The 24,333-nt window shown below is 66.9% G+C and carries 21 protein-coding genes and 1 other RNA gene; 8 read left to right on the forward strand and 14 right to left on the reverse strand.

Going from position 1 to position 24,333, the window contains the following annotated elements:
• Nucleotides 1-73 precede the first annotated feature (73 nt).
• The 6 genes from recJ to dapB form a co-directional block, all read right to left on the reverse strand.
• On the reverse strand, nucleotides 74-1,789 hold the full coding sequence (gene recJ, locus ACFOLC_RS00780) for a single-stranded-DNA-specific exonuclease RecJ (RefSeq protein WP_386756789.1): 1,716 nt from the start codon (nucleotides 1,787-1,789) through the stop codon (nucleotides 74-76).
• On the reverse strand, nucleotides 1,786-2,736 hold the full coding sequence (locus tag ACFOLC_RS00785; RefSeq protein WP_386756790.1) for a phosphoglycerate mutase: 951 nt from the start codon (nucleotides 2,734-2,736) through the stop codon (nucleotides 1,786-1,788). Before ACFOLC_RS00785 ends, recJ begins: the two co-directional genes overlap by 4 nt.
• A 4-nt stretch (nucleotides 2,737-2,740) precedes the next feature.
• A complete protein-coding gene (gene greA / locus ACFOLC_RS00790; RefSeq protein WP_386756791.1) occupies nucleotides 2,741-3,217 on the reverse strand; it encodes a transcription elongation factor GreA in 477 nt (158 codons plus the stop codon).
• Between the two features lie 259 nt (nucleotides 3,218-3,476).
• Entirely contained in the window at nucleotides 3,477-6,728 is a 3,252-nt protein-coding gene (gene carB / locus ACFOLC_RS00795; RefSeq protein ID WP_386756793.1) for a carbamoyl-phosphate synthase large subunit, read from the reverse strand.
• A gap of 1 nt (nucleotide 6,729) precedes the next feature.
• Nucleotides 6,730-7,866: a glutamine-hydrolyzing carbamoyl-phosphate synthase small subunit gene (gene carA, locus ACFOLC_RS00800; RefSeq protein WP_386756794.1), complete on the reverse strand. Its 1,137-nt coding sequence runs from the start codon at nucleotides 7,864-7,866 to the stop codon at nucleotides 6,730-6,732.
• A gap of 194 nt (nucleotides 7,867-8,060) precedes the next feature.
• Complete coding sequence (gene dapB / locus ACFOLC_RS00805) at nucleotides 8,061-8,783, reverse strand: 4-hydroxy-tetrahydrodipicolinate reductase (protein ID WP_386756795.1); 723 nt, start codon at nucleotides 8,781-8,783, stop codon at nucleotides 8,061-8,063.
• 123 nt (nucleotides 8,784-8,906) lie between these two features.
• Here dapB and ACFOLC_RS00810 point away from each other — a divergent pair, with 123 nt between their 5' ends.
• Nucleotides 8,907-9,662, forward strand: coding sequence for a glutathione S-transferase family protein (locus ACFOLC_RS00810; RefSeq protein ID WP_386756797.1), 756 nt, complete (start codon nucleotides 8,907-8,909; stop codon nucleotides 9,660-9,662).
• 5 nt (nucleotides 9,663-9,667) lie between these two features.
• Here the strand turns inward: ACFOLC_RS00810 and dnaJ are convergent, their stop codons facing one another.
• From dnaJ to hrcA, 4 genes are all read right to left on the reverse strand, one after another.
• The gene (gene dnaJ, locus ACFOLC_RS00815; RefSeq protein WP_386756798.1) at nucleotides 9,668-10,792 is read right to left on the reverse strand and encodes a molecular chaperone DnaJ; all 1,125 of its coding nucleotides are present in this window, start codon (nucleotides 10,790-10,792) and stop codon (nucleotides 9,668-9,670) included.
• Nucleotides 10,793-10,918: 126 nt separating this feature from the next.
• The gene (gene dnaK / locus ACFOLC_RS00820; RefSeq protein WP_386756799.1) at nucleotides 10,919-12,835 is read right to left on the reverse strand and encodes a molecular chaperone DnaK; all 1,917 of its coding nucleotides are present in this window, start codon (nucleotides 12,833-12,835) and stop codon (nucleotides 10,919-10,921) included.
• Between the two features lie 91 nt (nucleotides 12,836-12,926).
• Nucleotides 12,927-13,442: a nucleotide exchange factor GrpE gene (grpE, locus tag ACFOLC_RS00825; protein ID WP_386756800.1), complete on the reverse strand. Its 516-nt coding sequence runs from the start codon at nucleotides 13,440-13,442 to the stop codon at nucleotides 12,927-12,929.
• Nucleotides 13,443-13,564: 122 nt separating this feature from the next.
• Nucleotides 13,565-14,623, reverse strand: a complete 1,059-nt coding sequence (gene hrcA / locus ACFOLC_RS00830; protein WP_386756801.1) for a heat-inducible transcriptional repressor HrcA — start codon at nucleotides 14,621-14,623, stop codon at nucleotides 13,565-13,567.
• Between the two features lie 131 nt (nucleotides 14,624-14,754).
• Here hrcA and recN point away from each other — a divergent pair, with 131 nt between their 5' ends.
• The gene (recN, locus tag ACFOLC_RS00835) at nucleotides 14,755-16,422 is read left to right on the forward strand and encodes a DNA repair protein RecN (protein WP_386756802.1); all 1,668 of its coding nucleotides are present in this window, start codon (nucleotides 14,755-14,757) and stop codon (nucleotides 16,420-16,422) included.
• 149 nt (nucleotides 16,423-16,571) lie between these two features.
• On the opposite strand, the gene fur is transcribed toward recN, so the two are convergent.
• Complete coding sequence (gene fur, locus ACFOLC_RS00840) at nucleotides 16,572-16,973, reverse strand: ferric iron uptake transcriptional regulator (protein WP_386756803.1); 402 nt, start codon at nucleotides 16,971-16,973, stop codon at nucleotides 16,572-16,574.
• 165 nt (nucleotides 16,974-17,138) lie between these two features.
• On the opposite strand from fur, the gene ACFOLC_RS00845 reads away from it, so the two are divergent.
• The gene (locus ACFOLC_RS00845) at nucleotides 17,139-17,534 is read left to right on the forward strand and encodes an outer membrane protein assembly factor BamE (protein WP_386757911.1); all 396 of its coding nucleotides are present in this window, start codon (nucleotides 17,139-17,141) and stop codon (nucleotides 17,532-17,534) included.
• Nucleotides 17,535-17,557: 23 nt separating this feature from the next.
• Here ACFOLC_RS00845 and ACFOLC_RS00850 read toward each other — a convergent pair whose 3' ends face one another.
• Nucleotides 17,558-17,827, reverse strand: coding sequence for an RnfH family protein (locus tag ACFOLC_RS00850; RefSeq protein ID WP_386756804.1), 270 nt, complete (start codon nucleotides 17,825-17,827; stop codon nucleotides 17,558-17,560).
• A complete protein-coding gene (locus tag ACFOLC_RS00855; RefSeq protein WP_386756805.1) occupies nucleotides 17,824-18,258 on the reverse strand; it encodes a type II toxin-antitoxin system RatA family toxin in 435 nt (144 codons plus the stop codon). The genes ACFOLC_RS00850 and ACFOLC_RS00855 overlap by 4 nt, the downstream gene beginning before the upstream one ends.
• 44 nt (nucleotides 18,259-18,302) lie before the next feature.
• On the opposite strand from ACFOLC_RS00855, the gene smpB reads away from it, so the two are divergent.
• A complete protein-coding gene (smpB, locus tag ACFOLC_RS00860; protein WP_386756806.1) occupies nucleotides 18,303-18,827 on the forward strand; it encodes an SsrA-binding protein SmpB in 525 nt (174 codons plus the stop codon).
• Nucleotides 18,828-18,985: 158 nt separating this feature from the next.
• Here the strand turns inward: smpB and ACFOLC_RS00865 are convergent, their stop codons facing one another.
• The gene (locus ACFOLC_RS00865) at nucleotides 18,986-21,184 is read right to left on the reverse strand and encodes a CHASE domain-containing protein (RefSeq protein ID WP_386756807.1); all 2,199 of its coding nucleotides are present in this window, start codon (nucleotides 21,182-21,184) and stop codon (nucleotides 18,986-18,988) included.
• A 125-nt stretch (nucleotides 21,185-21,309) separates the two neighbouring features.
• Here ACFOLC_RS00865 and ssrA point away from each other — a divergent pair.
• The 4 genes from ssrA (at nucleotide 21,310) to ACFOLC_RS00885 (ending at nucleotide 24,303) form a co-directional block, all read left to right on the forward strand.
• Nucleotides 21,310-21,663: a transfer-messenger RNA gene (ssrA, locus tag ACFOLC_RS00870) on the forward strand.
• A gap of 124 nt (nucleotides 21,664-21,787) precedes the next feature.
• On the forward strand, nucleotides 21,788-23,050 hold the full coding sequence (locus ACFOLC_RS00875; protein WP_386756808.1) for a tyrosine-type recombinase/integrase: 1,263 nt from the start codon (nucleotides 21,788-21,790) through the stop codon (nucleotides 23,048-23,050).
• A gap of 110 nt (nucleotides 23,051-23,160) precedes the next feature.
• On the forward strand, nucleotides 23,161-23,535 hold the full coding sequence (locus tag ACFOLC_RS00880; protein ID WP_386756810.1) for a hypothetical protein: 375 nt from the start codon (nucleotides 23,161-23,163) through the stop codon (nucleotides 23,533-23,535).
• A 150-nt stretch (nucleotides 23,536-23,685) separates the two neighbouring features.
• The gene (locus tag ACFOLC_RS00885; RefSeq protein WP_386756811.1) at nucleotides 23,686-24,303 is read left to right on the forward strand and encodes a hypothetical protein; all 618 of its coding nucleotides are present in this window, start codon (nucleotides 23,686-23,688) and stop codon (nucleotides 24,301-24,303) included.
• Nucleotides 24,304-24,333: the final 30 nt, after the last annotated feature.

Genomic DNA, 24,333 nt, shown 5'->3' on the forward strand with positions numbered 1-24,333 from the left:
AGCCTAGGGGCGTCGCCGTTGAGCTGGTGTCAATGCGCTTGACTGTGGGGTGCCCCGGCCGGAGTCCGACGACTCAGGCCGGCTCGCGGTGCACCACGACCAGCTGCACGGCCTGGCCGCCGCGGTAGTCGTCGGCCTCCAGACGGTAGGCGATGCGCACGCGCTCGGCCGGAGCCTGGCCGTCCCAGCCACCGAATTCGATCGCATTGAGCCGCAGTCCAGCATGGCCGAGCTCGAGCTTGAGGTGGCGCTCACCGACCACCCGCCAGGCCAGCACGGCGAACTCGCCGTCAAACTGCGGTTCGGGAAAGCCCTGCCCCCATGGCCCACCGTCGCGCAGTGCTTCGGCACTGTGGCGGCAGAACTCGTCGGCAGCCAGTTCGCCGTCGCTGAGGACGTCGGCCTGCAGTAGTTCCGGCGTCAACGCCGACGTCGCGCAGGCCTCGAACGCCTGCCGGAACCCGGCCAGGGCCTCGGCTTGCAGGGACAATCCCGCTGCCATCGCATGGCCGCCGAAGCGCTCGATCAGCTGCGGATGGCGCGCGGCGACATCGGCAAGCGCGTCGCGGATGTGAAACCCCGGGATCGACCGCGCCGAGCCGCGCAGGGTGTTGCTGCCCGGCTCGGCCGGCGCGAACGCGATCACCGGGCGGTGCAGGCGCTCCTTCATCTTCGACGCCACCAGCCCGACCACGCCCGGGTGCCATTGCGCATCGAACAGGCACACCGCGGCCGGCAGGCTGTCCTCGCCCAGCGCGACGCGTGACAAGGCGGCTTCGGCCTCGTCGGTCATCTGCTGCTGCACTGCGCGGCGTTCGCCGTTGATCTCGTTGAGCATTGCGGCGATGTCGCGGGCCTGACTGGCGTCATCGGTGAGCAGGCATTCGATGCCCAGTGCCATGTCCTCGAGGCGACCGGCCGCGTTCAGCCGCGGACCGACCGCATAGCCGATGTCGGCCGCGGTCAGCCGACTCGCTTCGCGCTGCGAGACCTCGATCAACGCGCGCAGGCCGGCACAGCCCTGCCCGGCCCGCAGCCGGCGCAGCCCGGCGCCGACCAGGGCGCGGTTGTTGGCGTCGAGCGGGACCAGGTCCGCCACCGTGCCGACTGCGACCAGGTCCAGCAGCACCGACAGATCGGGGCCCTGGTCCGGGAATATGCCCTGCTCGCGCAGGCGGCGCCGCAGTGCCAGCAGCACATAGAACATGACCCCGACCCCGGCCAGGGCTTTGCTCGGGAAGGCGTCACCGCGCAGGTTGGGGTCAACGATCGCATCGGCCGGCGGCAGCTGCTCGCCGGGCAGGTGATGGTCGGTGACCAGTACCTGCCAGCCGCGCGCCTTGGCCGCGGTGATGCCGGCATGGCAGGCAATGCCGTGATCGACGGTGACCAGCAATTGCGGCTGCAGCGCGGCCAGTTCCTCGACCAACGCCGGTGACAGACCGTAGCCGTGCACCATGCGGTTGGGCACCGCATGCGACACGCGCTTCGCGCCGAGCATGCGCAGGCCGCGCACGCCGACCGCACAGGCGGTAGCGCCGTCGCAGTCGAAGTCGCCGACCACGACGATGTGGCGGTCCAGTGCGATGGCCTCGGCCAGCAGCGCGGTGGCGGCATCGAGGCCGCCCAGCGTGTCCGGCGGCAGCAGATGCGCAAGCCGTGGCTGGGCCTGGTCGAGAGCCAGCGCGCCGCGTGCCGCATACAGGCGCTGCAGCAGCGGCGACACGGTGTCGGGCCACTGCCCGCCATCATCGGCCACGCGGCGGCGCAGTCTCGGCGTGGGTTTCATGGCGAGCCGGCCTGGGCTTGTCCGACAAACGAACGCAGCGGCTTGCGCCAGAAGCGCCAACGTTGGCGGGGTGTCAACTCGTAACGGCAACCGTCGGCAAAATCGAGGTGCACGCGCTCTAGATGTCCATCGGCGAGCGCCGCCAACAGCGGCGCGAACCAGTCGCGTTCGAGCAGCGCCAGGTCACGGGCATGGCGCAGATCGAACAACCGCTCCCCGGTCCCACCCGGCCACGCCGATGGCAAAGCGCCGGTCGCGACCTTGGCCAGTCCGGCAAGTGCGCTCAGCGATTCGTCGTCGCTGGCGACCGCGTCGAAGGCGCAACGCACCTGGTCCGGCAAGGCGCCGGCGCCCCAGAACCACAGCGAATTGACCGGGGCCAGCCCGGCCGCGGCACGCTGCGCATTGAGCGGATGGTTGTGCAGCACGACCTGCGCTTCGCTCAGCAAGGCACGCCAGCGGCGGCCTTGCACTCCCTCGGGCAACTGTTCGAACAGATCCGCCCCCAGCGCCTGCTCCGGCGCCGCGAAGGTCGGCAGCGGCGTCCCGGGCGGCAGGCGCAGGTACCAGCGCGACGGATGCGGCGCATCGATCGGAAACCCGGCATCGCCAAACAGAGGTTTCAGCGGCCGCAGCAAGGCGGCACTGTCCTCGGTGCCAAGTCCGAGCGCTTCGCCGTAGGCGAGCAACCGCGCGCCGTTGATGTCGGGGCGGATGTAGGCGGGATCGGCACGAAGCCAGGCCGCACTCGCGGCGTCGCCGGCATCGCGTTGGCGCGCAGCGGCGGCCACCGGCCAGCCGCGCGGCAACACGTCGAGCACGCGCGTCAGCTGCTCGCCTTCGCGCATGCTGCAGTCACCGCGGGCGAACCAACGCCCGGTGGCGTCGGACAGGCGTTGCCCGCCGAAGCGGGCACGGTCGGGCAACAACAAGGTGGCTGTGGCCATCGCCTCAGCCGGCGTAACTGACGCCGACGATTTCGTACTCGCGGATGCCCCCGGGCGCTTCGATGGTGACGCTGTCGCCTTCGTGCTTGCCAATCAGCGCACGTGCCACCGGCGACGAGATCGCGATCAGCCCCTGTTTGATGTCGGCTTCCAGGTCGCCGACGATCTGGTAGGTTTTTTCTTCGTCGGTTTCGGCATCTGCCAGTTCGACGGTGGCGCCGAAGACGACGCGCGAGCCGGCATTGAGCGCGGCCACGTCGATCACCTGCGCGTGCGACAGCTCGGATTCGAGCTGCTGGATGCGGCCTTCTATGAAACCCTGCTGCTCACGTGCGGCGTGGTATTCGGCGTTCTCCTTGAGGTCGCCGTGCGCGCGGGCCTCGGCGATCGCATGGATCACCGCGGGGCGCTTGACCGACTTCAGCTCTTCCAGTTCGGCGCGCAGACGCTGCGCACCCTTCACCGTGATCGGTGCTCTCATGTCCAAATCCTTGTGCCGGCGAGTTCCGGCCGATCCAATTACTGATGTGGATTGTGCCCGGAACCCAGCGCCTCGTCATTCCCGCGAAAGCGGGAACCCAGGGCCTTTGCCGGGAGGGGCTAGCAGTGCGAAGCTCAAAGCCGCTGGATCTGCGATCCCGGCCATCGCGCATGGCGCAATGGCGTTCAGTACCGCGCGAACCAGTGGTTCGCAAACGCGGCCCTTCACCCCCGCCTTCGCGGGGATGACAGCCTTGAAGTCACGCCGCGCCGCTGATCTCGGCGTGCAGTTCCTGCAGCGACCACACCGGGCCGGTGCCGCGGTAGTCGAGCGAGTTCACCAGCGCCCGCGCCCCCGACACCGTGGTCGAGTACGTGACGCGGTGCTGCAGCGCCTCGCGACGGATCGAGAACGAGTCGGTGATCGCCTGACGGCCTTCGGTGGTGTTGACGATGTACGCAATCTCGCCGTTCTTGATCAGATCGACGACGTGCGGACGGCCTTCAGTGACCTTGTTGATCGGCTCACAGGCCACGCCCTGTGCGCTGAGGAAAGCATGGGTGCCGCTGGTCGCGACCAGCAGGTAGCCGCGCTTGATCAGGTCCTGGGCCACCGACAGCACGCGCTGCTTGTCCGGATCGCGCACCGAGATGAACACCTTGCCCGATGCCGGCAGCGCCCGGATACCGCCAGCTTCCTGCGCGCGCGCCATCGCCGCGCCGAAGTTGCGGCCGACGCCCATGACCTCGCCGGTCGAACGCATCTCCGGCCCGAGGATCGGGTCGACGCCCTGGAACTTGGCGAACGGGAAGATCGCTTCCTTGACCGAGTAGTAGTCCGGCACGATTTCCTTGGTCGCGCCCTGCGCCGCCAACGTCTGGCCAACCATGCAGCGCGCCGCGATCTTGGCCAGCGGCATGCCGGTGGCCTTGGACACGAAGGGCACGGTGCGCGAGGCGCGCGGGTTCACTTCGATCAGATAGACCGTGTCGTTGCCGTTCTCGTCGAATGTGACCGCGAACTGTGTGTTCATCAGGCCGACCACCTTCAACGACGTGGCCAGCGCCCGCACCTGCTCGCGCAGCTTGTCCTGCACTGCCGGCGTCAGCGAATACGGCGGCAGCGAGCACGAGGAGTCGCCCGAGTGCACGCCAGCCTCCTCGATGTGCTCCATCACACCGCCCACCAGGACGTTGCCATCCTTGTCGGCGATGATGTCGACGTCGACTTCGACCGCGTTGTCCAGGAAGCGGTCCAGGAGGACCGGCGAGTCGTTCGACACCTTCACCGCATCACGGATGTAGCGCGACAGGTCGGCATCGGAGTAGACGATTTCCATCGCGCGGCCACCGAGCACGTAGCTCGGACGCACCACCAGCGGGTAGCCGATCTGCGAGGCCAGCAGCAGTGCTTCCTCCGGATTGCGCGCGGTACGGTTGAGCGGCTGGGCCAAGCCCAGCTCCTGCACCAGTTTCTGGAAGCGCTCGCGGTCCTCGGCCAGGTCGATGCTGTCGGGCGAGGTGCCGATCACCGGGACGCCGTTGGCTTCCAGCGCCTGCGCCAGTTTCAGCGGAGTCTGGCCGCCGTACTGCACGATCACGCCCTTGGGCTTTTCGAGGTCGCAGATCTCGAGCACGTCTTCGAGCGTCAGCGGCTCGAAGTACAGGCGGTCGGAGGTGTCGTAGTCGGTCGACACGGTCTCCGGGTTGCAGTTGACCATGATGGTTTCATAGCCGTCCTCGCGCAGGGCGAGCGCGGCATGCACGCAGCAGTAGTCGAACTCGATGCCCTGACCGATGCGGTTGGGGCCGCCGCCGAGCACGATGATCTTGTCGCGGTTGCCCGGGTTGGCTTCGCACTCGTCCTCGTAGGTCGAGTACAGGTAGGCGGTATCGGTGGCGAACTCGGCCGCGCAGGAGTCCACGCGCTTGTACACCGGGCGCACACCGAAGGCGCGACGCAGGGTCCGCACAGCAGTTTCGTCGGTACCGGTCAGCTGGGCCAGGCGAGCGTCGGAGAAACCCATGCGCTTGAGCTCGCGCATGCGTGTCTTGTCGAGCGCGGACAGGCCGGCGTCGGCGACGTCCTTTTCAGCCGTGATGATCTCCTCGATCTGGTCGAGGAACCACGGATCGACGAACGACAGCGTGTGCACGTCCTCGACGGTCAGGCCGGCGCGGAACGCGTCGCCGATGTAGAACATGCGCTCCGGACCCGGTTCCTTGAGCTCGCGCTTGAGCTTGACCAGGTCCGCGTCGCTGGACAGGTCCAGGCCGGTCGGGTCGAGACCGACCTTGCCGGTCTCCAGGCCGCGCAAGGCCTTCTGCAGCGACTCATGGAAGGTGCGGCCCATCGCCATCACCTCGCCCACCGACTTCATCTGCGTAGTCAGGCGGGCGTCGGCCTGCGGGAACTTCTCGAAGGCGAAGCGCGGAATCTTGGTGACGACGTAATCGATGCTCGGCTCGAACGAGGCCGGCGTGGCGCCGCCGGTGATCTCGTTGCGCAGTTCGTCCAGCGTGTAACCGACGGCGAGCTTGGCGGCGATCTTGGCGATCGGGAAGCCGGTGGCCTTCGAGGCCAGCGCCGAGGAACGCGACACGCGCGGGTTCATCTCGATGACGACGACGCGGCCGTCCTGGGCATTGATGCCGAACTGCACGTTGGAGCCGCCGGTATCCACGCCAATCTTGCGCAGCACCGCGATCGAGGCATCGCGCAGGCGCTGGTATTCCTTGTCGGTCAGGGTCTGCGCCGGGGCGACGGTGATCGAGTCGCCGGTGTGCACGCCCATCGCGTCGAAGTTCTCGATCGAGCAGACGATGATGCAGTTGTCCGCGGTGTCGCGGACCACTTCCATCTCGAACTCCTTCCAGCCCAGCACTGACTCCTCGACCAGCACTTCGGTGGTCGGCGACAGTTCGAGGCCGCGCTTGACGATTTCAATCAGCTCTTCGCGGTTGTACGCGATGCCGCCACCGCTACCGCCGAGGGTGAACGACGGTCGGATGATGGTCGGATAACCCACGCGGGTCTGGATATCGAGCGCTTCTTCCAGCGTGTGCGCGACTTCGGCCTTCGGGCATTCCAGGCCGATTTCCTTCATCGCGACGCGGAACAGCTCGCGGTCCTCGGCCATGCGGATGGCATCACGCGAGGCACCGATCAGCTCGACGTTGTACTTCTCCAGCACGCCGTTGTCGGCCAGGTCGAGCGCACAGTTGAGCGCGGTCTGGCCGCCCATGGTCGGCAGCAGCGCGTCGGGGTTTTCCTTGGCGATGATCTTCTCGACCGTCTGCCAGTTGATCGGCTCGATGTACACGGCGTCGGCCATGTTCGGGTCGGTCATGATCGTGGCCGGGTTGCTGTTGACCAGCACCACGCGATAGCCCTCGTCACGCAACGCCTTGCACGCCTGCGCGCCGGAGTAGTCGAACTCGCAGGCCTGGCCGATCACGATCGGGCCGGCGCCGATGATCAGGACGGTCTTGATGTCGGTGCGCTTTGGCATGTCAGTTGGCCTCCATCAGCGCAACGAAGCGGTCGAAAAGTGGGGAAACATCGTGCGGGCCGGGGCTCGCTTCCGGATGCCCCTGGAAGCTGAAGGCGGGCGCGTTGGCCAGCTCGATGCCCTGATTGGTGCCGTCGAACAGCGAACGGTGGGTCACGCGGACATTGGCCGGCAGCGTCGGCTCGTCGATGGCGAAGCCGTGGTTCTGCGAGGTGATCATCACGCGGCCACTGTCGAGGTCCTGCACCGGGTGGTTGGCGCCGTGGTGGCCGTGGCCCATCTTCATGGTCCGCGCGCCGACGGCCAGTCCCAGCAGCTGGTGGCCCAGGCAGATGCCGAAGGTCGGGATCTTGGCGGCGATGAATTCCTTGATCGCGGCGATGGCGTAGTCGCAGGGCTCCGGGTCGCCCGGGCCGTTGGACAGGAACACGCCGTCGGGCTTGAGCGCGAACACTTCCGACGCCGGCGTCTGTGCCGGCACCACCGTCAGGCGGCAGCCGCGCTCGGCGAGCATGCGCAGGATGTTGTGCTTGACGCCGTAGTCGTAGGCGACGACATGGAAGCGCGGCGCGGCCTTCACGAACTCGTTGCGGTCCAGGTCAAGCTGGCCGTCGCGCCATTCGTAGCGCTCGCGCGTGGTCACTTCCTTGGCCAGGTCCATGCCCTTCAGGCCCGGGAACTTGCGCGCGGCTTCGAGTGCCTGGTCGACATTGAGTCGCTCTCCAGGAGCCGCACCGGCCATCAGCGCGCCGTTCTGCGCACCCTTGTCGCGCAGGATGCGGGTCAGCTTGCGGGTGTCGATGTCGGCGATGGCGACGATGCCGCGGGCATGGAGCCATTCCGGCAGCGACACCTGGCTGCGCCAGCTGCTCGGGCGGCGCGGCACGTTGCGCACGATCAGGCCGGCAGCCCAGGCCTTATCAGACTCGTCGTCCTGGTCGGTGCAGCCGGTATTGCCGATATGCGGATAGGTCAGCGTCACCAGCTGGCGTGCATACGAGGGGTCGGTGAGGATTTCCTGGTAGCCGGTGATCGCGGTGTTGAACACCACTTCGCCGACGCTGAGGCCGGGCGCGCCTACGGAAACGCCCTCGAAGATGGTGCCGTCTTCGAGTGCGAGGATTGCGGATTGGGTCACGGGGGTCGCCTTCGCTGCCGGGGAGTGCTGACACCCCGCTGCGCAGCGCCGGCAAAACCGACTTGCAGCAAAGCGCGGACGCGGTGCGGGACCGGTCCGACGGGCGGGGTTCAGGCGAGCGAGAATTCTAGCGGGCCGACGCCGGCAACGCCAGCGTCATGTTCATCCAATCGGCCCACCAGGCGGCGGATCGTTCAGGCCAGCAGGTCGCGCAAACGGTAGTGCCCCGGTGGGCGGGCAGCCAGCCTGGCCGCGGCATGCAATGCACCACGGGCGAAGATGTCGCGATTGGTGGCGCGGTGGTTCAGCTCGATGCGTTCGCCCAGCGTCGTGAACTGGACGAAGTGCTCGCCAACGATGTCGCCGGCACGCAGCGAGGCATAGCGCGGATGCGCCCCGCCCTGCTCCGCACTCGCCCCGAGCGCCAGCGCGGTGCCCGAGGGTGCGTCCTGCTTGTGCACATGGTGCGACTCGACGATGTCGCAGTCCCAGCCCGGCAGCGCCGCGGCGGCACGCTCTACCAGCTCGCTGAGCACGGCCACGCCGAGGCTGAAATTCGCCGCCCACAGCAGCGGAATCCGCGTCGAGGCCGCCTGCAGGGCCTCGCGCTGCACCGCCTCGAGCCCGGTCGTGCCCGATACCAGTGCGGCCCCACGCTCCTCGCACAAGGCAAGAATGCCGTCAAACCCCTGCGGCAGGCTGAAGTCGATCGCCACATCGAACGCCGGCACGCCGGTCAGTTCACTGGCTGCGAAATGCGCCACGCCATCGATCACGCGCTGTGCCGGCTGCGCACGCGCCACCGCGGCGGTCACGACGAGGTCGTCGCGCTCGCCGGCCAGGCGCAGCAGGGCCTGGCCCATGCGGCCGGAAGCGCCATGGATCAGCACGCGGATGGGATTGGGCAGTTCGCTCATGCGCGCAGGCTAATGGCCCGCACGCCATGCGACAAGAGGCGGTCCGGCATCGCTGCCGCGCCGTCACCGATGCGAGGACGCATACTCGGCCCGAGTCGGAACACACACTTGGCGTGGTGCGCGATGCCCCCTACCGTTTCCTGCACGTTGATCGGCGAGTCCTTCTCGCCCTGGACCCAGAAGGCACGTTGGGCGATCGAGTACTGCGGCATCGACTATCGCTACATCGAATACACGCCCACGCTCAGCGAACCGGCGTTGCGCTGGCGCATGCGGCAATGGTCGGGACGCGTCTCGGTCCCGGTGCTGCTGGACCGGCAGGTCGTGCGCGGCTCGTGGGAGATCGCGCGCTACGCGGCCGCACGGGCCAGCGACGACCGGCTCGGCGACTTCGCTGAAGCCGCAGCATGGAATGAGTTGAGCGAAGCCGCGCTGGCTCAGGCGCGAATCCGCGTCGTGCGCTGCGTCCACGACGACCCGCAAGCCCTTGACGAAGCCCTGGCTGGCATCGTGCCACGCGTGCTGCGCAAGCCACTGCGCTTCGTTGCCCGCGATGCCACCAGGTGCCTGGACCGCAAGTACGCCCATCTGGTGGTGCCCGGTGCCTTGCGCCGCGCGCTCGAAGCCACCCGCAATGGCCTGCAAGCGGCAGGCGGCGATTACCTGCTCGGACGCTTCAGCTACGCCGACATGGCGATGGCGGTGGTACTGGAAACGATTGCGCCGAATGCGCGCACCGAACCACCGCTCGGTCCGGCTACGCGGTGTTGCTGGAGCGATCCGGCGCTGGCTGCGGAATTCGCCGATCTGCTGTCCTGGCGTGCCCGCCTGGCGGCCTCGCACCCGTATTCGCAGTACGACAGCCGCACCGGCGCCTGAGCGCGTCAGGACGTCATCCGGTCCCAGAACCCCTTCACGCCATCGAGGAACGTCGACGCGCGCGGCGAATGACGGCGCGCGCCGTCGCCGACGAAGGTGGCCTCGAACTTCTCCAGCAGCTCGCGCTGCTCGGTAGTGAGGTTGATCGGGGTCTCGACCACGGCGCGGCAGTACAGGTCGCCGGGCTTGCGACTGCGCACCGACTTGACGCCCTTGTCGCGCAGGCGGAACAGCTTGCCGGTCTGGGTCTCGGCCGGGATGCGCAGCTCGACCTCGCCGCCCAGCGTCGGCACGCGGATGGTGTCGCCGAGCGCGGCCTGGGAGATGCGGATCGGCACCTCGCAGTGCAGGTCGTCACCGTCGCGCTGGAAGATCTCGTGCTCGCGCACGCGCACTTCCACGTACAGGTCACCGGGCGGCGAACCGGCCGGGCCGGCCTCGCCTTCGCCGGCCAGGCGGATGCGGTCGCCGTTGTCGACGCCGGCCGGAATCTTGACCTGCAAGGTCTTGGTGCGCTCGATGCGGCCCTGGCCGTGGCAGTCGCCACAGGGGTTGGCGACGGTCTTGCCGCGTCCGCCGCAATGCGGGCAGGCCTGCTGCATCGAGAAGATGCCGCGCTGGAAGCGCACCTGGCCACGGCCCTGGCAGGTCTCGCAGGTGTCGAGCTTGCCGTCGGCCGAGCCGCTGCCGTGGCAGGTGTCGCACTCGTCGAGCGTGGGGATCTCGATCTGCCGCTCGACGCCGCCAACGGCTTCCTCCAGCGACAGCTCCATCACGTAGCCGACATCGGCGCCGCGGCGCGGGCCGCGCTGGGCGCCGCCACCGAAGATGTTGCCGAAGATGTCGCCGAAGATGTCGCCCATGTCGGCGTAGCCCGGGCCGGGACCAGCGCCGCCCATGCCGTGCTCGAACGCGGCATGGCCGTGCTGGTCGTAGGCGCGACGGCGGTTGCCGTCGGAGAGGACCTCGTAGGCCTCCTTGCACTCCTTGAACGCGGCTTCGGCAGCGTGGTCGCCGGGGTTGCGGTCCGGGTGGTGCTTCATCGCGCAGCGACGGTAGGCCTTCTTCAGGTCCTCGTCGGAGGCGTCACGGGCCACGCCCAGGACTTCGTAGTAATCGCGTTTGCTCATGGGGCGGTGATTCGTGATTCGTGATTCGTTATTGGTGATTCGATAGAGCAAAGGTCTGCCAGTGATCCAGAGGAAAAAGCGGGGCCGAAGCCCCGCCTCTTCCAATCACGAATCACCAACCGCCAATCACGGCTTCTGATCGTCCTTGACTTCGGTGAACTCGGCGTCCACCACGTCGTCCGACTTCGGCGCGGCGCCGCCGGCGGCCGCGTCCGGGCCGGGTTGCTGGGCCTGAGCGGCAGCAAACAGCGCCTGCGCAGCCTCTTCCAGCGCCTTCGACTTGGCCTCGATCTGGGCCTTGTCATCGCCCTTCATCGCGGCCTCGAGTTCGGCGATCGCACCTTCGGCGCGACCAATCGCCTCACCCGGCAGCTTCTCGCCGTGTTCCTTGATGGTGCTGCGGGCCATGTGGATCAGGCCGTCGGCCTGGTTGCGGGCCTGCACCAGCTCGTGGAACTTCTGGTCCTCCTCGCGGTGGGCCTCGGCGTCGGCGACCATCTTGGCGATCTCGTCCTCGGACAGGCCCGAGCCGGCCTTGATCTCGACCTTCTGCTCCTTGCCGGTCTTCTTGTCCTTGGCGGTCACGTGGACGATGCCGTTGGCGTCGATGTCGAACGACACCTCCACCTGTGGCATGCCGCGCGGCGCCGGCTCGATGCCGGACAGGTCGAAGCGGGCCAGCGACTTGTTGTAACGAGCCTGCTCGCGCTCGCCCTGCAGCACGTGCACGGTCACCGCGGACTGGTTGTCCTCGGCAGTGGAGAATGTCTGCGAGGCCTTGGTCGGCACCGTGGTGTTCTTCTCGATGATCTTGGTCATCACGCCGCCCAGGGTCTCGATGCCCAGGCTCAGCGGGGTGACGTCGAGCAGCAGCACGTCCTTGACGTCGCCCTGCAGCACGCCGCCCTGGATGGCGGCGCCGACGGCGACGGCCTCGTCCGGGTTGACGTCCTTGCGCGGCTCCTTGCCGAAGAAATCGGCCACGGCCTGGCCGACCTTGGGCATGCGGGTCTGGCCGCCGACCAGGATCACTTCGCTGATGTCGCTGGCACGCAGGCCGGCATCATTGAGCGCGATGCGACACGGCTCGATGGTCCTCTTGACCAGGTCCTCGACCAGCGACTCCAGCTTGGCGCGGGTCAGCTTGATGTTGAGGTGCTTCGGGCCCGAGGCGTCGGCGGTCACGTACGGCAGGTTGACCTCGGTCTGCTGCGCGCTGGACAGCTCGATCTTGGCGCGTTCGGCCGCGTCCTTCAGGCGCTGCAGGGCCAGCGGATCCTTGCGCAGGTCGATGCCCTGGTCCTTGAGGAACTCCTCGACCAGATAATCGATGACGCGCTTGTCGAAGTCTTCGCCGCCGAGGAAGGTGTCGCCGTTGGTGGCCAGCACCTCGACCTGCATCTCGCCGTCGACCGAGGCGATCTCGATGATCGACACGTCGAAGGTGCCGCCGCCGAGGTCGTAGACCGCGATCTTGCGGTCGCCGCCCTTCTTGTCCATGCCGTAGGCCAGCGCGGCCGCGGTCGGCTCGTTGATGATGCGCTTGACCTCAAGCCCGGCGATCTTGCCGGCGTCCTTGGTGGCCTGGCGCTGGCTGTCGTTGAAGTAGGCCGGGACGGTGATGACGGCTTCGGTGACCGGCTCGCCCAGGTAGGCTTCGGCGGTCTTCTTCATCTTCGCCAGGACTTCAGCGGACACCTGCTGCGGCGCCATGTTCTTGCCGTCGGCGGTCTGCACCCAGGCATCGCCGTTCTCGTGGGCCACGATGCCGTACGGGACCAGGTCGAGGTCCTTCTTCACTTCGGCGTCGGTGAACTTGCGGCCGATCAGGCGCTTCACCGCGTAGAAGGTGTTCTTTGGGTTGGTGACGGCCTGGCGCTTGGCCGAGGCGCCGACCAGGACTTCGCCGTCCTTGGTGAACGCGACGATCGACGGCGTGGTGCGGTCGCCTTCGGCGTTCTCGATGACCTTGGCCTTGCCGCCTTCCATGATCGCCACGCACGAGTTGGTCGTGCCCAGGTCGATACCGATGATTTTGCCCATGGTTGTTGCTCCCTCTCGAATGCTTTGAATTTGGGGCGGCCGTGCCGCCGATGAGCGCTATTTGGGGGGCTCTGCGCCCCGGTTCAAGGCGTCAGTCGTGCTTGGCGACCACGACCAGCGCCGGGCGCAGCAGGCGTTCGTTCAGCAGCCAGCCCTTCTGGTAGACCTGCACGACCTGCCCCGGCGCGTGCTGTGCGCTGTCGACCATGCTCATGGCCTGGTGGTGCTCCGGGTTGAACGACTGGCCGGCCGGGTCGACCTCCACCAGGCCGTTGTCGTTGGCCACCTTGAGCAGCTGCTTCAGGGTCAGCTCCATGCCTTCGCGCAGGTGCTGGGCGGTGTCGCTGGGCACGGCCAGGCCGGCCTCGAGGCTGTCGATCACCGGCAGCAGGTCGCCGAGCAGGCGCTCGTTGGCGAACTTGCGCGCCATCTCGATATCGCGGGCCATGCGCTTTCGCTGGTTCTCAAGGTCGGCACGCTCGCGCAATGCGTCCTCGCGCAACTGGGCCAGTTCGGCCTGGGCCGTGGCGAGCTGGGCGGCCAGGGCGCCGTTGGCATCGTTTTCGGTGGCCACGTCGGGCGTGCCGTTAGGATCGTTCTGGGTCATGCGTGCTCCATCCCTGCGCCAGCGGCGCCAAGCCTGTGGAAATCTGCGCAACCAATGCGCAACAGGGCAGCAATGGGGCCGCCCCGCGGGGTTTCAAGACAAAGGGCTGACGGCGCGACGGCTCAGCTCTCGGGGTGGATCGCCGCGCCGAGCGCGTCGGCCGCGGCCTGGACCACCGGGATCACCCGCTCGTAGGCCATCCGGGTCGGCCCGATCACGCCGAGCACGCCCAGCACCTGGCTGCCGGCCGCGCCGCCGGCCACGTAGGGCGCCGTCACCAGCGACAGGCCCTCCAGCGGCGCCAGCCCGGTTTCCTCGCCGATGAAGATGCGCACCCCGGGCGCCCGCACGGTGCGTTCGAGCAGCTGCAGGATCTCGCGCTTGCGGGCGAAGGCGTCGAACAGCTCGCGCAGGCGGTCGAGGTCGGCCAGCTCCTGCACGCCCATCAGCCGGGTTTGCCCGGCCAGCACCATGTCGTCGTGCTCGGGCACCAGCACCTGCTCGGCCAGCTCGACCGACTGCGACAGCAGCAGTTGCATCTCGGCTTGCGCCGAGCGCAGTTCACGCAACAGGGTCGCGCGGATGTCGGCGACCGTGCGGCCGGCAAAGTGGGCGTTGAGGTAATTGGCCACCCGCTCCAGTTCACCGCCATCGAACGGGCGACGGGTCTGGATGATCCGGTTCTGCACCTCGTTATCGGCGAACACCACGATCGCCAGCACGCGCGCGCCGTCCAGCGGGACGAAGTCGATGCGGCGGAACGCGAACTGCTCGCGCCGCGGCACGCTGACCACGCCGACGAAGTGGGTCATCGCCGACAGCAGCTCCGAAGCACTGCCGAGCAGCGCCTGGGTGCCCGACCCGGCCGGCAGCTCGCTGCGCAGCCGGACCACGTCGCTGTCCGGCAACGGCCGCACCTGCAGCAACGAGTCGACGAACAGGCGGTAGCCCTGCGCCGTGGGGACCCGCCCAGCCGAACTGTGTGGCGCACTGAGCAGGCCGGCGTCCTCCAGGTCGGCGAGGATGTTGCGGATCGTCGCCGCACTCACGTCCAGACCGGCGTGCCGCGCCAGCGTCTGCGAGCCGACCGGCTCGCCGCTGTGGATGTAGCGGCCGATCAGCGTGCGCAGCAACTGGCGCGCGCGCGGGTCAAGGCTGGGGTCGGCGGGTTTGCGGCTCATCGGCCCGGTATAAGCCCCTGCCCCCGGCGCACGCAAGCGGCACCCGGCGACCGTCGTACCCGAGCGTCCCAGCCGGTGAGACGGTGGACGACTATCAAGCGGCCTCCTTCACAAGGCACAATCGCGCCCCGATGCTCGCGCACCTTTCCCTCAAGCACTTTGCCGTGGTCAGCGCGGCCGAACTCAGCTTCGGCCCAGGCCTGACCGTGATCTCGGGCGAAACCGGCGCCGGCAAGTCGCTGCTGGTCGACGCGCTCGGCCTGATCTGCGGCCTGCGCGCCGACAGCGGCGTGGTCCGCCACGGCGCCGACCGCGCCGAACTGGTCGCCGACTTCGTTCTCGACGATGTGCCGTCCGCACGCGACTGGCTGCGCGAGAACGAGCTGGACGAGGACGAGTCCTGCCAGGTGCGACGGGTGATCCGCGCCGACGGCGGCTCCAAGGCCTGGGTCAACGGCCGCCCGGTGACCCTGAGCCAGCTGGGCGAACTGACCGCACAACTGGTCGAAATCCACGGCCAGCACGAGCACCAGGCCCTGCTGTCCAGGCCGAGCCAGCTCGCCCTGCTCGACGCCTTCGGCCGCACCGAGACCGAGCGCGGCGCAGTCGGAACGGCTACGGCGCACTGGAGCGCGCTGCTGCGCGAACGCGACGAGCTGTCGGCGCAGGGAGACGTCTCCGACCGGATCGCCTGGCTGGAGCACCAGCACGCCGAACTCGACCGCGAAACCCTGGAGCCCGAGGCGATCGCCAAGCTGCAGGGCGACCACCGCCGCCAGGCCCATGCCGCCGGCCTGATCGCCGCCTGCGAGAGCGCTTTCGCCCGCCTCGGCGGTGACGAAGGCCCATCGCTGTCGCGCAGCCTGCAACAGGTGCGCGGCGAGCTGCAGCGCGTCGCCGAGCACGAATCGCGCCTCGATGAGGTCGATGCCATGCTCGACAACGCCGCCATCCAGGTCGACGAGGCCCTGGCCCTGCTCGACCGCGTGCGCAGCGATCTCGACCTCGACCCGGCCGCCTTCGAGACCATCGAACGCCAGCTGGGCCGCCTGCACGAGCTCGCGCGCAAGCACCGCGTGCCGCCCGAGCAGCTCGCCGCGCAGCGCGATGCGATTGCCGAGGAACTCGACACCCTGCGCGGTGCCGGCGAGCGCCTGTCTGGGCTCGATGCCGAGATCGCCGTCGCCCACGCGGCCTGGCGCCAGGCCGCCGATGCGCTGGGACTGGCCCGCCGTGAAGCCGGCGTACGCCTGGCCGCGAGCACGACGGCGCTGATCGCCGAACTGGGCATGGGCGGCGGCCGCTTCGACATCGCGTTCGAGCCGATCGAAGCCGATCGCCCCGACCCACAGGGCGGTGAGCGCGTCGAGTTCCTGGTCGCCGCCAACCCCGGTCAACCGGCGCGGGCGCTGCGCAAGGTCGCCTCAGGCGGTGAGCTGTCGCGCATCTCGCTGGCGATCGAAGTCGCTGCGCTCGGCCTGGACGCGGTGCCGACGATGGTGTTCGACGAGGTCGACTCCGGCATCGGCGGCGCCGTCGCCGAGATCGTCGGACAGAAGTTGCGCGCCCTCGGCGCCAGCCGCCAGGTGCTGTGCGTGACCCATCTGCCACAGGTCGCCGCACAGGGCCATGCCCACTACCGCGTCAGCAAGGCCGCCAGCGAGGGCGTCACCCAGAGCGCCGTGCAGTCACTGAATGCCAAGCAGCGCGAGGAGGAACTGGCGCGGATGCTGGGTGGCGTCGAACTGACCCGCGAGGCGCGCGCGGCCGCGAAACGGTTGCTGGCCGACGTGGGGTGAGGTCGTGATTGGTGATTGGTGATTGGTGATTGGTGATTGGTGATTGGTGATTGGTGATTGGTGATTGGTGAAAAGCATAAAGCCGCTACTTGCGGGCTTTTGCGTGAGGGGGCCCAGCTTTTTCGAATCACCAATCACCAATCACGGCCTCACCGCTTCTTGCGCACGTACAGCACCAGCGCGTGTTCGTCGATCTCGTAGCCGTGCTTGGCCGCGATCTTGCGCTGCAGCTCCTCGATTTCCGGGCTCTCGAACTCGATGATCTTGCCGGTCTCGATGTCGACCATGTGGTCGTGGTGGTGGCCGCGGTCGAGCTCGTACACCGATTGGCCGGCCTCGAAGTTGTGCTTGAGCACCAGGCCGGCGGACTCGAACTGGGTCAGCACCCGGTACACCGTGGCCAGGCCGATGTCCTCGCCATGCTCGAGCAACTTGCGATAGATGTCCTCGGCGGTCATGTGCCGCGGCTTGGCCTGCTCGAGCAGTTCCAGGATCCGCAGGCGCGGGTGGGTGACCTTGAGTCCGGCGTTGCGCAAGTCTTGCGATTCCATACGGGTTCCCTCAAGCAGGCGCGGTCTCGCGGCGTCCCTCGCTGCCGAACGGCGGATGAACATGGCGTCGGTGTCGCCGTCCGCGTCCGCGCTTCGTGGATGCGGGCTTCAGTGTATCATCGGTGCGTTATCCGCCTGTCGCAGACACCGATGCCCAAGCACACGATGCACAAGCTCCTGCTGGTCCTTTCGATCGCCCTGGTCACCAGCGGCTGCGGCATCCTGTACAAGCAACCGATCTACCAGGGCAACCTGCTCGAGAAGGCCAACGTCGATCAGCTGCAGACCGGCATGAGCAAGCAGCAGGTGAACTTGTTGCTGGGTTCGCCGTCGGTCGAGGACCCGTTCCACCACAACCGTTGGGACTACACCTCGACCCAGCGCACCAACCGCCGCGGCAACACCGAAATCAAGAACCTGACGCTGTGGTTCGAGAACGACAGCCTCGCCAAGTGGGAAGGCGATTACTTCCCCGAGCAGGACGAGGCCATCGCCAAGTCCGCGCCGAAGCAGTTCGGTCGCAACCTGGCCAAGGACAAGAGCAAGCGCCGCGGGCGGTAAACCCGGGCATCGCTTCGTCCAGACTACAGTCGGGGTTTCGTCTTCAGATCCGCGCGACGCCGCCGCGCCTCTTTCGGATCGGCCTGTAACGGCCGCAGCAGCTCGACCCGGTCGCCGTCGTGCAACGGCGCCTGCAGCGTCGCGCGCACGCCGAACACCGCGTAGGCCACTGCCTCGGCATCGTGCTCGAAACCGGCCGCGTTGAGCGCATCGGCCACGCAGGTGCCCTCCGCCAGCTCCAGTTCCACGGCCTCGAAACGCCGCGGCCAGGCGCGGACGACCTCGATCTTCACGCCTCTTCCCCGCTGTCGGCGACGCGGACGAAGTCGTCAACCATGCGGTCGGCCAGGCTCTGGAAGCCGATCGCCAGTGCCGGCCCGAGCAGCTTCACCGCCGGCTCGAAGCTGAGCGTCAGCGTGACCTTGCAGGCGGACTCGTCGAGGGCGTGGAACTCCCAGCGCCCACTGAGGCTGCGGAACGGACCATCGATCAGCTTGAGTTCGATGTGGTGCGGCGGCGACAGAGTGTTCTCGGTGGTGAACCAGGTGCGCAGGGCGCCCAGGCCAAGATCGAGCCGCGCCACCATGCGACCGGGGTCGGATTCAAGCACCTGCACGCCATCGCACCAGTCAAATCGGCGCGGATAGGCGGCCACATCATTGACCAGCGCGAACATGCGCGCGGTGGAATGCTCGACGAGGGCGGAACGGCGGATGGTCTGCATGTCGGTATCACCTGTCGGCCCCGCTTTCGAGGACAATAGGCCAGATGGCTAAGAATTCTGTGATCAGAGCGGCAAGCAAGGCCGGCAAGGATAAAGGAAAGGGCGGCGGTGGCGGCACCATCGCGCTGAACAAGCGCGCGCGCCACGACTACCACCTGGAGGAGCGCTTCGAAGCCGGCCTGGAGCTGCAGGGCTGGGAGCTGAAGTCGATCCGCGCCGGCCGCGCCAACATCGCCGACGCCTACGCGGTGGTGCTGCACAGCGAGCTGTTCCTGATCGGCTCGCAGTTCACCCCACTGATTTCGGCCTCGACCCACGTCGTCGCCAACGACCGTCGCACGCGCAAGCTGCTGCTGCACCGCCGCGAGATCGACAACCTGATCGGCCTCATCCAACGTGATGGCTACACCGTGGTGCCCACCGCGCTGTACTGGAAGGGCAACAAGGTCAAGGCCGAGCTGGCGCTGGCCAAGGGCAAGCAGAACCACGACAAGCGCCAGTCCGACAAGGACCGCGACTGGGCGCGCGAGAAGCAGCGCGTGATGCGCCATCGCAACAAGGATGCGTAGTTTCCAGGCTGCGCCCGGAAACCCCAGGATTTGCTGCGCAAACCCCGGGCCCCACGCTGCGCTTCCATCCCCCATTCGCGCCTAAAGCGCGAATCGCCCTCAACCTGGGGGCTGGATAAACCGGGACCGAAATATGCAGGTGCACTGCAGGATGGCCCTCAGTCGCCAAGCTTCTCGCGCGGCAGCGTGAACCAGAACGTCGCGCCCTCGCCTTCCGTGCCCTCGGCGCGGATGACGCCACCATGGCGCTCGACAATGCGCTTGACCGAGGCCAGGCCGATGCCGTGACCGGCAAACTCGTCGTTGTTGTGCAGGCGCTGGAACGGGCGGAACAGCTTGTCGACATACTGCTGGGCAAAGCCGGCGCCGTTGTCGCGGACGAAATACTCCGGGCCCTGCTCCCTGGCTACCGCGCCGAACTCGATGCACGCGTCAGCGCGATCGCGGGTGAACTTCCAGGCATTGCCGAGCAGGTTGCCCAGCAGGTTGCGCAACAACGCCGCGTCGCCGATCACGTACAACTCCGGCTCGATACGCACTTCGGTCGAACGCCTGCCGTTGCCGATGCTCAGTTCGTCGATGATCTCGCTGGCGATGCGGCTGAGATCCACTCGCTCGAGCTTGAGCTCGCTGCGGGTCAGGCGCGACATCTTCAGCAGTGCATCGATCAGTTCGCCCATGCGCGCCGCGGCCTTGCGCACACGCGCCAGGTAGCTCCGCCCGGCCTCGTCCAGACCGGCGCTGTGACGCTCGATCAGGATGCGGCTGAAACCATCGATCGCCCGCAGCGGCGCGCGCAGGTCGTGCGACACGCTGTAGGCGAACGCCTCCAGTTCCTGGTTGGCTTGACTCAACTCGCGCGTGCGCAGGGCCACGCGGGCTTCCAGCGTGCGGTTGAGCGCATGCACCCGCGCTTCGGCCCGCAGGCGCTCGGTGACGTCCTCGACCTGCACCAGGCCGCTCACGTCCTGGCCAACGTGGCCCGGTACCGGCGAATAAGTCAGCTGCGCCTGGCGTGGCTCGCCACCCTCACGGTGCAGGCGGCGGGTAGCCCGATGCACACCGAGCGCATCGGTCGTGCCGGTGGCGCGGGCAATCATCTCCGGCTCATCGCTCTCGAACAGGGCGTCGAAGCGCGTGCCCACCAGATCCGCCGCAGGAATGCCCACGATCGTCGCCAACGACGGATTGGCCTCGACGATGCACCCCTCGCTGTCGAGCAGCGCCTTGCCGATCGCCGAGTACTGCATCGCGCTGCGGAAGCGCTGCTCGCTGCGCCGGTAGTCCTCGGTCATCCGCACTGCGATCTTGTAGGCCTGGGCCTCGGTGCGCGCCAGCATCCACGCGATCGCGTACAACAGCAGCGACGAGAACAGGCCCAGCGCCAGCATGTTCTGCAGACTCTGCAGGCGCGGCGCCGCACCGGCCAAAGGCGGCGACTGGAAATCGACCCGCCAGCGGCGGCCGTACTGCATGAATTCCGTACTCTGACGGAACGCGGGCGACTGCTCCAGCCTCTCGCCTGGCGTGATGTACAGCAGTTGCTCGTGCGCACCGCTGACGTCATAGATCTGGAAACGCATGCCCTGGTGCGCAGCACCGAGCGTATTGCGGACAAAGCCCTCCATCCGCAATGGCACATAGACCCAGCCGCGCATCGACTCGCGCCGCGCCGCGGCCGTGCGCGGGTGGTCTCCGCCCCGGTACACCGGCAGGTAAAGCAGCAGGCCCGTGGTTTTGAGCGGCGCATCCTGGATCAGGTGCACCGGTCCGGACAAGGTCGCCCGACCGGATTCGAGCGCCGCGGTCATGGTCGCCCTACGGACCGGTTCGGAATACATGTCATAACCGATCGCGGCGACGTTGGCGGCCGTCTTCGGCTCAAGGTAGAGGACAGGCCCGTACTCCGGACGCGCACCATGCGGACGCACCTCCAGCAGGCCATAGCCGGAATCGCGCCATTCTGTCTGCAGGTCGTCGAGCATCGCGCTCGACACCTGTCCGCCATAACCGAGCCCCACCATTCCGGGGAAGCGGTTGCCCAGGTCCATGCCTTCGACATAGGCCTTCCACTGCGTCGGCGTCGGTCGCGCCACCGAGGCGAACAGCGACACGCCGCCACGCGCCACCAGCTCGTAATTGACCATGCCCTGGCGCAGCAGATCGGACACTTCATTGGTATTGCCGACAAAGCTGGCCTGGGCGGCACGCAACTCGCGATCACGCGCGACGCGCCAGGTCGCGAACACCAGCACCAGCGAGCCGACCAGCACGATCAGCGCCAGCAGGTAACCACGCCGTGGCGCCAGGTCGGCCAGATCCGGGTTGGGAGCGTCGGGGGCGGCGTCGACGGGCATGACCGGCAGGATACTAGGCGGCCGCGAGCGCGTCGCCGGGTGAACAAAGACCCTTACTTTGGACCGTGCGACTTGAGTCGGCGCCGTGTGCCCCTATACTGATCACGTCAGCGTGAGCTGTCCCCGGGGGTGCACTGGCTTCGACGGGGGTCGCGAAATCGCCTGGCGCATGCCGAGGGGGTAGCTTTCCTCGTAAATCCAGCTGCAAAACTCATAGTTGCCAACGACGACAACTACGCTCTGGCCGCTTAAGGCCTAGCCCCGAAACTGCTTATGTCCGTGTTCGCAGCGTAGGGTCATCATCACGGAATCGCTTGGGGCCGTTGTCTGTCAGCTCCCGGTTAACCCAAAACAGGCTGGTCCCCGGATGCGCTTTGCGCGCCGTGCTGTCCGGGGGCGAGATCTAACGGAGCGCTAAGCATGTAGTGCCGGGGATGGAGTGCCTTCGGACGGGGGTTCAATTCCCCCCACCTCCACCATTTACTAGTCCAGCGACGTCCAAAATAGGCCGAAATCCTCAATAAAATCAAGGGTTTCGGCCTTTTTTGTGTCCTATCACGTCCGATGACAACCCTTGCAATCCCGCGGTAATTGGCGGTAACAATGACGGTAACGGTGCACCCCACCCAGCCTGTTACCGCCATGCCTCTGAGTGACACCGCGATCCGCAAGGCCAAGCCTGCCGACAAACCGCAAAAGCTGCGCGACGGTGGTGGCCTCTATCTGCTGCTGCGCCCGGACAGCGCGCGCTGGTGGCGATGGGATTACCGCCGACCGATCACAGGCAAACGCAACACGTTGAGCTTGGGCACCTATCCCGATGTTGGACTGGCGGACGCGCGCGAACGCCATGCCGAGGTACGCAAGCTGTTGGCTGCAGGTGTCGATCCCGGCGAGCACCGCAAGGCCAGCAAAGCGGCCGGCGAGGAGCGAGCCGCGAACAGCTTTGAAGTAGTCGCCCGCGAATGGCTGGATAAGCGAGATTGGGTAGACGGTTACAAGGTCAAAGTCACGGCTTGGCTAGACAATGATGTGTTTCCGTGGATCGGTGCGCGCCCAGTGTCGGAACTCATCGCTCCTGAGTTTCTCAAGGTGGCCCGCCGCATAGAGGAACGCGGAGCCATCGAGTCGGCGTATCGAATCCTGCAAAACTGCGGGCAGGTCATGCGCTACGCCATCGCTACGGGACGCGCGGAGCGCAACCCTGTAGCCGACCTGAAAGGTGCACTCTCCCCTGCCCCCGAAAGACACCATGCGGCTATCACCGACACGGCAGCGATTGGCGGGCTGCTTCGCGCCTGCGATGGCTACACCGGCAGCTTCGTGACCCGTTGCGCCCTGCGATTGGCACCCTTGGTCTTCGTCCGTCCCGGCGAGTTGCGGCATGCCGAATGGTCGGAGATCGACTTGGATCGCGCCGAGTGGACCATCCCAGCGCACAAGATGAAGATGCGCGAACCGCATCTTGTCCCTCTGTCGGACCAGGCGCTAACTATCCTGCGTGAATTGCACGCACTGACGGGGCGCCGCCGCTATGTGTTCCCCGGTGGTCGCTCGCCAAAGCGGCCTATGAGTAACAACGCCGTGACCGCCGCCTTGCGCCGGATGGGCTACGCCAAGGACGAAATGAGCTGGCACGGCTTCCGCGCGATGGCGCGCACGGTGCTGGACGAAACGCTGGGGTTCCGCCCCGACTTCATCGAGCACCAGCTAGCGCACGCCGTGCGTGATCCGAATGGCCGCGCCTACAACCGCGCGACCCACCTCGCCGAGCGCCGCAAGATGATGCAAGCGTGGGCGGCCTATCTTGATCAACTGCGCGAGAACACCGAGAAAGTGGTTTCGCTCAAGCGGAAGGCCGGATGAGTGCGGTTGGTCACGTCCGTCTGGCCGATTGCCGGCTTCATTAAAGCGGCGGAACCGGGTGCTAGTAACACCCGGCCCGCCTTCCACAACCGCCTGACAAGGAGGCGATCATGGCAATCGAAAGTGTAGACCTGTACAGCAACATTATTCCCATCCACGCCATTTCTAGAGGATGCAGGCCAGAGAATTGCAGTACTGATCAGCAAGCCATTGCGGAAATCGACCGAGCTCAACCGATTCGACTAGGAAACGTCTGGGTGATGGCTGCCACAATTGCCAGCGATCTGTTAGCCGCTCAAGGGATGGCATTAGGCGGCCCGCATGTTGTGACCATCGATACTGGTGGGACAATCGAAGCGATTGGCCCTGATCATCCGGAATATGGAGCGAGGTTGTCAGCGCCAGGTTTTGTGGGCGCCGTCAGCGCGGCGACGACGATAGAACGGCTCGCAGGGAGAATGCGCCAAGCGGCATTGGCGAGCTGATAGCAAACAGCCGCACCCAGCCCGACTAGTAATCCGGCAAACCCTGCCGGTACGGGTGCGGCCCTTCCTCAGGGCACAGGGGGCGGCATGGAGAGCAGTGAAAGAAGGCGACGCGGGGCAATCTTACGGGCTGATCCCGAACTCAAGACCTTGCAAAAGTTGATCGGCGATATAGCGGCACACGCCAGCGACGAAATGCGCAGCACAGCACTGGCAGAGTTGCAGCGGGCCATCACCAGCTTCCGTCAGGGGTACCCGCATGCGGAAGTGAAACTAGAAGACCGGATGTTCGACAGCATTAGTGGAAAGGAGATAAAGGGGGGTCTATGCGGGCGTGGTGGTATCGCCATGAAGCGGGAAGCTTTGGCGGAGTTGAGCGAATCATTGCGGAGGAGCGTCGAGGTGTTGACGCACTTGCCGCCTGATGCACTATCGGCGCTGTGCGCGAAGTGTGGACCGATCGGGAGGCTGGCCCGCTGGGCAAATGCGGCGTTCGACGAGTACGAGAAGGCAAAGATGCAGCCTGATCACGAAGATGACCACTCGCGAGCGTACCTCGCTTATGAAGTTGCGCGTGTACTGCGGGACACGTTGCGGATGAGGCCCACGATGGGCAGCGATCGCAGATATGCGCAATCCCCGCGTGGTGGAGCAGCTTATGCCCGGCTGCTTCGCGGAGCACTGGAAGCAGCGGGAGCGAATGCCCCCGAAGATCTAATCCCTATCATGAAACAGGGAAAGGGGCTGCTCGAAGATCTGGAGGAGTGAAGACAGATGAGCGGATTTACCGGCTCGGTT

The organism is Lysobacter cavernae, from assembly GCF_042648505.1.
Lineage (GTDB): Bacteria > Pseudomonadota > Gammaproteobacteria > Xanthomonadales > Xanthomonadaceae > Lysobacter_L > Lysobacter_L cavernae.